Here is a 7,220-nt window from a genome sequence, read left to right as displayed (position 1 = left end):
CAACAATTTGTTGCTTAAAGTCATCACTAAATTGACGACGGATTTTTCTAGACATAGAGTTCTCCTGTTTTCTTTAGTGTAGAACACTTTATAAATTCTGTCTAGTTTAGTGTAACCGATTCAAGCTCAACTTCTTCATATTAAGGCAAGTGAGCTTCAAGAAGAACACCCCCATCTGACTCTCTATAAACAGCTCAACAAGACAAACAAAAAGTTATCCCACTATTTTCAGTTCATGTCCTTGACAATGTGGCTCTATCAGCTGGACATGGTAATGGTATCTGGGATGAATACGAGACTAAGGAAGTCTTCACAGACAAGGAACACCTCTACGATGTAGCTACTTGGATTGATGGCCATTCGATGGAACCTGTCTACCAAGATGGGGAAGTCGCCTTCATCCGAGAAGGAGGCTTTGACTACGATGGAGCAGTCAAAGCCGTCGCATGGAATGAACAGCTTTACATCAAGAAAGTATACCTTGAGGATAATGGCTTCCGCCTCGCCTCCATCAACAAAGATTACCCAGATAAGTTTGCATCCGCAGGGGATGAACCAAGGATTGTAGGAAAAATAGTGGGACATTTTATGCCTATAAAAGATATCTAAAACTATTAAACTTATACATAGTTCATCAAGTAAATTATTTTTTAATCATTTTTATACTTTTTAAATAACACCCCAAATACTAACGATAGCACAGTGATAGATGCACCAATAATAAAAAGATTAAAGCTATTGTTAGGATTTAATGCCACTGAGAAAAAACCAGTCCCAATAGGCATAAAAAGAATAGCTACTGTAAAGATAATGCCAAAGACTCTACCAAGAAACTCATTATCTACGTCTCTTTGAACAATAGAGAAAAATTGGATATTAAAAATGGACAGAAATAAACTAAATAATGCTGGAGAAAGAGATAGAACAATAATGTTATGGAAGATAGAATAGAGCGGAGTAGATAGCATTAGCATCAGACCCGAACAAGCCAACAAAAGCATTAAACGTTTACTTGACAAAGCTTTATTGACAAAACCACTTGATATTGCTCCAATAAATCCACCAATTGCTTCTGCTGTTAAAAATGTTCCATAAAGGCCATCTGAAATTTCTCCAAACATTTGATTACTATAAGGTAATAATAAATTATAAGCTGCTAGAAAAAAATTAACTAAGGCAGAGAGAATGATAATAATAAATATTGGCTTGTGGCTGTAAACATACTTGAACCCTATTTTTAAATCTTTAAAGACTCCGCCTAATGTCATTTTCTCCTTTGTGACCACTTCTTCATTAACGGGTACAATGAAGAAAATCAGAGATGCAGCAATGAGAAATGAGAATCCATCTAATAATAATACACCGTGTATGCCCAATATATTATATAGGAAAATGGCTACCATTGGAATCGTTACTTTGATTACAGTACTTGTTGTTTCTAGCAATGAATTAAGTTGGGAGATACTATCTTTTTTTACAATTTCTTTCGTAAATGCCTTATATGATGGCCCAGAAAATGCACCCATAAAAGCCAAAATAACATTGGTGATGACAATCGCATACACCAACCATTGTTCTTGAGATATGACTGAAAGTACTATACAGGCAATCCCGCATAAGATATTAGTTCCAATGATAATTTTTTTCCGTTTGAAGCTATCAGCAATAACCCCACCAAACAAATTAAATAGAACACCTATCACGCTTTCTAATAATTGATAGATTGCAACCAACGATAGTGAAGATGGATTTAGCCCAGCAAGAAATGTATTATTCGCAAAATCGAACATGATATCTCCTATACGAGAAATCATCCTACTAGATACAATGGATATGATATTGTGACGTTCTTCTCCATTCATTTTATTCTCCCAAATCCGTATCTACATATTTAAATTTTTGAGATATTTGCTTAAGATCATCCAGTCTTTTCTCAAATTCACTATTATTCTTGCAATTAAATTGGACCAACATTGAATTTTCAACTATGTTTTCAGATACTTTAGAGTAGTCGTCAAGTTTAATAAATATGTACAATTTGTTTGCCCAAGACAATTCTTTTTCATCAGGTATCTCGACAACCTTGCCTTGTTTTCTATATAATGCAAACGTTGCTGAGATACTAGTCGGTCTAGAAATTTCCTCAGAGTAGTCTATCTCTTTTAATACATATGGATTAGTCACAATATCCCAGTACTCTGCTATTATATCAACTCCATAACTATCTTCTATCAACTTAGGAATATCTCCCCCTCCAAATCTTTTCCCAACTTCACAAAAGACTGTTTTTCCAGTTGATAAATCAAAGAACCATTCAAAATGAAAAGGGGTAATTTCAGAATCGACAGAAAAAACGTCTAGAACTTTATTGCATTCTTCCATAGCCGTCTCTATGTATTCATCATTGCTATTGTATAATGAACTAGTCCTTACAAGATAATATCCACTAGAACTTAATGTATCTAACAATAGTTCCCCATATTCATGAACATAAAAACGCTTAATTTCATTTCCAATTGAGTAGCCATCACATGTAATCATCTTATCAATTTGAATACACTCTTCTATAATGTAGTTTTTTTCAAAATAATCTGTAGCAATCTTCTCGTTCCGATAAATCTTTTTGATTCCATTGCTAGCAGCTCCATTTCTAGGTTTTAATATCCCTACAGAAGATACACAGTTATCCCAAAAAATACGTAAATCATTCTCTGATTCCAAAAGTCTAAAATAAGGTTGATTTACTACTCCAACCAAAAATGAACGCATTAAATATTTATCCTTAAATAATAAATTAGATAGAGAGCTAGTATTACTTTCTACAAAATGATCATTCAAAAAGCCTGCAATATCCATATCCTCCTCACTCAATGTGGTAATGCTGTCAATTTTGGTACTTTTACTAATTCTTCTTACTTCCAATACAATATTTGGAAGTGTAAAATCCTCTAAAAATATTACTTTAGGTAGTTGATGTCCTTCATTAGAGTAATCATCATATTTTTGTTTTTGATTTTCAGGTGATATAATAATAACATCTTTACCATACAAGTAATCTAATTTCGCAACTCGAGCAGAATATCTAAATAATACTATATGCATAATTTGACCTTTCAAAATAAATTTATTTTAACAAATTTGAACTACTTCTTAGTTCTATAGTTGGGAGCATGTGCTATTGATTTATCGAATCTATTAAGAGACTTTAGAATTACATTTCATAGCTAAGTTTCATAACTCTACTATCTTCCAGGAAAATATGTATTTTCAAAAAAATCTTTTATCATATCCTCATGTTGTTGATTCACTAGTGATATTCTCTTGATTTCATCATAATTAAAGTATTTCAATTCCAATGTCTCGTCATTATTGTAATCTATACTAATATTACAGTCTTCGGAAAAAACCTCGTATAAGATAGTAATCACCTGAGCTTCGTCTCCATTGGGATAACAATCTGTATATTTCGTATAAACATTTAAAAGCTTCAAAGGTTTTATCTTGAGCCCAGTTTCTTCATAATACTCTCGAATTAACGCCTCAGATGCTGATTCTCCTAATTCAATTGCACCACCTGGTAATCCCCATGTCCCTTTATCACTTCTTTTTTGTAATAAAATTCGTCCACAGTTCTGTAATATTCCACATGAAAAATTTAAAATAATTTTATCATGTCCAACTTTTTTTCTTATATTTTTTATATAATTCATCACTTTATCCTTTGAAGTTATAGTCAGTTACCGAAATTTTCTCCATGATACCAAAATATTCTTTCGGTATGCCATGTGTTTGATAAAAATATTCCCAATTCGTAATATTCATATTTTTATTACTTGAAATACGATGATTCAAGTCGATCTCCACTTTGTGTATTTTCTCGCTAAAATAAATATCTGAATTTATTGCAATATTATAGAATTCGATAAATATTTTATAAAAGTTAATCAAATCATCACTAGAAATATTGCAATAATATTTCGAATAAATGAACAATCTCTTTATTTTACGAGAAAGCTCACTACCAACCCCTTTTGCTGTAGGATTTATACCATTATCAAATAAAACAGAAATAGTAATGAAATCATTCAATATTCTATGAATATTTAGCTCACTCAAATTTACCTTTTTTAACATTTGATAACAGAAACTGTATTTTTTCCTTTGAAAAATATATTCAACTTTTTCTCTTATAATGCCAATTCTTTCTTGAAAAAATATACTGTCAAGTTGTGAAATATTTTTTTCCATATTAGTATCTACTAATACAAAACTTCCAATAACGACCTTTTCGTTATAATAATCTGTATATACTCTTAAATAATAATGCTTTCCTTCAATACTAGGTATCTGAGCTGATTTCGCATTAGGAGTAAAGCAAACCTTTCTTTTATAAGCATTAAAATATTCTCCTAATATTTCAGGCACTTCAATAACCAGTTCCTGTCCAACAATCTTTGAAATCTTTGTTATTATATCTTCGATTTCACAAGCATGATTCCTTCTTTTATAATTTTGTAATGTAAATGTCAATTGACTATTTAAACATAATGGATTTGTTAAGTCCAATTTGTTTAAATTTCTTATGCAAAACTGTTTTTTCAATCCTTTATCAATAGTGAAATTAATGAAATACTTATCAGTATCTAGAAAAGGACTAAAGGTGAAGTAACTTCCATTATCTCTAACGAGAGCACTGCTTGGTAATACTGTATATGTTTCAAATTCTGAAACTATGCTTTCAAAAATCTCTTGATCATCTATGCTTTCAAATAATATATGCTGCATAGTACTCATATGAGTATCCCTTCTTTTTGATAATAATCCCAAACTTCTGGCCAAAACTTTTCCTCTTTATTACTTAAAAGAGCAATCTCTGAGTTATGTATATATCGTCTTGGATGTACTACTGTAACTTCTCTATCCAAAATTTTTTCAAAAGCTTCACACCTTAATAGATCAAAATAGTTGCTATAATCTTTACTAAATACTAAATCAAATTTGTTGGCTGGAAAGTCCATATTAAAACGTGAGGGAAAATTTTCTGGTCTCTCACCACTTATAATTGTTATTCTATTAGGGTACTTTTTTGCAAAATAATTTAATGCTTCCATTCTAATAGCTACTGGTAACAACTTTTTAATGAAATTTTTGTCGCACTCCTTATAGAAAGAATTAAGTAATAAATCATTAGTTGGAATTATTTGTCTCCTTATATCAGAGTTTTCTAGACACATTATTACTAAATTATCCCATTTTGTTAGAATTTCTTCAAAGAAATATGCATGACCTTTTGAAAAATAGTTGAATCTTCCAAACGTGATAGCGCATTTTTTGTCAATTTTCATAATAAAACAACCCCTCTCCTATCATTTCCAATTTAAATATTCTTTCTATAGATTTAGAAATTTCATTTAGACCTTTCCCAAACTCCTGACGTACTTTTATTTCTTTCTTAGACAAAATAATCAAAGGAACATCCTCATACGAATGGAACGGACTACCATCTAATGGGTCATTCCCATGGTCAGCAGTAACTATAACAATATCTTCATCACCAATATTTTTCATGACATCATATAATCTATCAGATATTTTTTCTAAAACATTAGCTGCCTTTACAACATCTTGTTCATGACCTGCTAAATCTATCTCTTGTATATTACAAAATATAAAACATTCCTTTTCTAGATTTACCAATTTCAAAGTCAGTTCATCCATAATTTTCTGCGTCTCAATCCCTGTATAATTTATATCTGGGTTTCCATCTAAGTTAAACATTTTTCCTACTTTACCTATCAATTCGATATGTATATTATTATCAAGTAGTTTTTCCAATAAATTTTTTTGTGTAGCTTTTTTTCCATAATGTTTTACCTGATAATTGTCATTATAAATGTCCAAAGGTGGTATACATAGGAAATTATAACTTTCCCCTAGATAACTTCGTGAAATTATTGCAGTATCATATACTCTTTCCAATACAATTTCATTCCCCCACATTTGAATTACTCTAGTACAGTTAGAAGTCTCTAGCAATTTATAAGCTAAATCATCCATATCAAACTCGTTTAAATCAGGCTTCGTCAACCAAAGTATATTTAAATTCAAGCCTGGTTGACATTCTCCATTATTGCCAATGACAAATTTATTCCCAACTGTAATGACCCCATTTTTAAAATTCATTTTCCCATATTTTGATAAAAATGATAGTTTATTATATAAACGGATATCGATAAATACTTCCTGCACGTCAATCTGTGCATCTATCATCTCACAATGTCCCAAATACGAATCGGGAATTAAGGTTGAAGGAGTTATGTAAGTGCTCACGATATTTATATCATTAAGAGTCCTGAATTGAACTTTTTTACTACAAATATCTAAATATTTAAATATATTGTCTGATTCAGTATGCTTTAAAATCCGATTTAATGTCCCAAATGATTGTTCATTCCTCAGCCCCAGTGCATCTAAAACTAACAAAATTACTTTCATAACAATTACCTCTGTTTCATCTATATGGTCAAACCAGAATCTCAATTCTAGCAGGTGATTTATCTTGCACCTGCTAGTTATTATACTGATATAAGTCTTTAGAGACTCTAAAGACTTAGGTATACACCTAAGCAAATTACCCACCAACAATAATGATAATATCCATCACCAAGATTGAAATCGACAAAAATTTTGAAATTTTCTTCATAATCGGACTTCCTTTCAGTTTTTATTTATTGTACAATAAATAAAATCTGAGTTAATTTTTGTTGAGAAAGTGGGAAAAATATGAAATCAAAACTTGGTGTCACACTCAGAAAAGTTCGTAAAGGAAAGCAAATTAGTCTGTGCTCCGTGGCGGATGAGCACCTTTCAAAATCACAAATATCTCGCTTTGAACGTGGAGAATCAGAAATATCTTGTATTCGACTAATCAATATTTTAGACAAACTACACATCACTTTGGATGAGTTTCTTATTTTACATGATGAAGACTATACCAATTCCGAAACATTTGCTAACCTGGTACAGTACATTCGTAAACAGTACTCATCACAAAATATCAATAATATAGCATGTCTACTTTTCCAACATCAAAGATATTAGTTGTATTTTATTAGTTGAACTACTGTATCATTTGATTTTCTGCAACACTCAACTTGTTGAGACAGAAAGAAGATACGAACTGCGGTAATGCTTAATGTCTAAAGAACCAATGATTTTTT

General features: G+C 31.0%; 8 protein-coding genes and 1 pseudogene. 2 read left to right on the top strand and 7 right to left on the bottom strand.

Annotation, left to right across the window (positions count from 1 at the left end; genetic code table 11):
• Positions 1 to 249: 249 nt before the first annotated feature.
• Positions 250 to 609, top strand: coding sequence for a S24 family peptidase (locus tag ACERC5_RS09585; protein ID WP_373660635.1), 360 nt, complete (start codon positions 250 to 252; stop codon positions 607 to 609).
• A gap of 41 nt (positions 610 to 650) precedes the next feature.
• Here the strand turns inward: ACERC5_RS09585 and ACERC5_RS09580 are convergent, their stop codons facing one another.
• From ACERC5_RS09580 to ACERC5_RS09550, 7 genes are all read right to left on the bottom strand, one after another.
• The gene (locus ACERC5_RS09580; RefSeq protein WP_373659643.1) at positions 651 to 1,862 is read right to left on the bottom strand and encodes an MFS transporter; all 1,212 of its coding nucleotides are present in this window, start codon (positions 1,860 to 1,862) and stop codon (positions 651 to 653) included.
• A 1-nt stretch (position 1,863) separates the two neighbouring features.
• Positions 1,864 to 3,102 carry an acetyl-CoA carboxylase biotin carboxylase subunit family protein gene (locus tag ACERC5_RS09575; protein ID WP_373660634.1) on the bottom strand — a complete coding sequence of 413 codons (1,239 nt, stop codon included), beginning with the start codon at positions 3,100 to 3,102 and terminating at the stop codon, positions 1,864 to 1,866.
• 140 nt (positions 3,103 to 3,242) lie between these two features.
• A complete protein-coding gene (locus ACERC5_RS09570) occupies positions 3,243 to 3,710 on the bottom strand; it encodes an NUDIX hydrolase (RefSeq protein ID WP_373659641.1) in 468 nt (155 codons plus the stop codon).
• 4 nt (positions 3,711 to 3,714) lie between these two features.
• Positions 3,715 to 4,827, bottom strand: a complete 1,113-nt coding sequence (locus ACERC5_RS09565) for a hypothetical protein (protein WP_373659640.1) — start codon at positions 4,825 to 4,827, stop codon at positions 3,715 to 3,717.
• Positions 4,791 to 5,345: a hypothetical protein gene (locus ACERC5_RS09560; protein ID WP_373660633.1), complete on the bottom strand. Its 555-nt coding sequence runs from the start codon at positions 5,343 to 5,345 to the stop codon at positions 4,791 to 4,793. The genes ACERC5_RS09565 and ACERC5_RS09560 overlap by 37 nt, the downstream gene beginning before the upstream one ends.
• Positions 5,335 to 6,495, bottom strand: coding sequence for a hypothetical protein (locus ACERC5_RS09555; RefSeq protein ID WP_373659637.1), 1,161 nt, complete (start codon positions 6,493 to 6,495; stop codon positions 5,335 to 5,337). Before ACERC5_RS09555 ends, ACERC5_RS09560 begins: the two co-directional genes overlap by 11 nt.
• A 136-nt stretch (positions 6,496 to 6,631) precedes the next feature.
• On the bottom strand, positions 6,632 to 6,703 hold the full coding sequence (locus ACERC5_RS09550) for an SHP2/SHP3 family peptide pheromone (RefSeq protein WP_373659646.1): 72 nt from the start codon (positions 6,701 to 6,703) through the stop codon (positions 6,632 to 6,634).
• A gap of 80 nt (positions 6,704 to 6,783) precedes the next feature.
• Here ACERC5_RS09550 and ACERC5_RS09545 point away from each other — a divergent pair.
• Positions 6,784 to 7,098 (top strand): annotated as a pseudogene (locus ACERC5_RS09545) (helix-turn-helix domain-containing protein); the annotation flags it as partial.
• Between the last annotated feature and the right edge of the window lie 122 nt (positions 7,099 to 7,220).

It is taken from the genome of Streptococcus sp. E24BD, assembly GCF_041807825.1.
GTDB classification, from domain to species: Bacteria; Bacillota; Bacilli; order Lactobacillales; family Streptococcaceae; genus Streptococcus; species Streptococcus entericus.
The sequence above is the reverse complement of the archived record's forward strand: the minus strand, read 5'-3'. Positions and strand labels throughout refer to the sequence as shown.

Bases quoted from the DNA above. Each gene is read 5' to 3' on its own strand.
- ACERC5_RS09580 (WP_373659643.1), bottom strand. From the start codon at position 1,862: ATGAATGGAGAAGAACGTCACAATATCATATCCATTGTATCTAGTAGG.
- ACERC5_RS09575 (WP_373660634.1), bottom strand. From the start codon at position 3,102: ATGCATATAGTATTATTTAGATATTCTGCTCGAGTTGCGAAATTAGAT.
- ACERC5_RS09570 (WP_373659641.1), bottom strand. From the start codon at position 3,710: ATGAATTATATAAAAAATATAAGAAAAAAAGTTGGACATGATAAAATT.
- ACERC5_RS09560 (WP_373660633.1), bottom strand. From the start codon at position 5,345: ATGAAAATTGACAAAAAATGCGCTATCACGTTTGGAAGATTCAACTAT.
- ACERC5_RS09555 (WP_373659637.1), bottom strand. From the start codon at position 6,495: ATGAAAGTAATTTTGTTAGTTTTAGATGCACTGGGGCTGAGGAATGAA.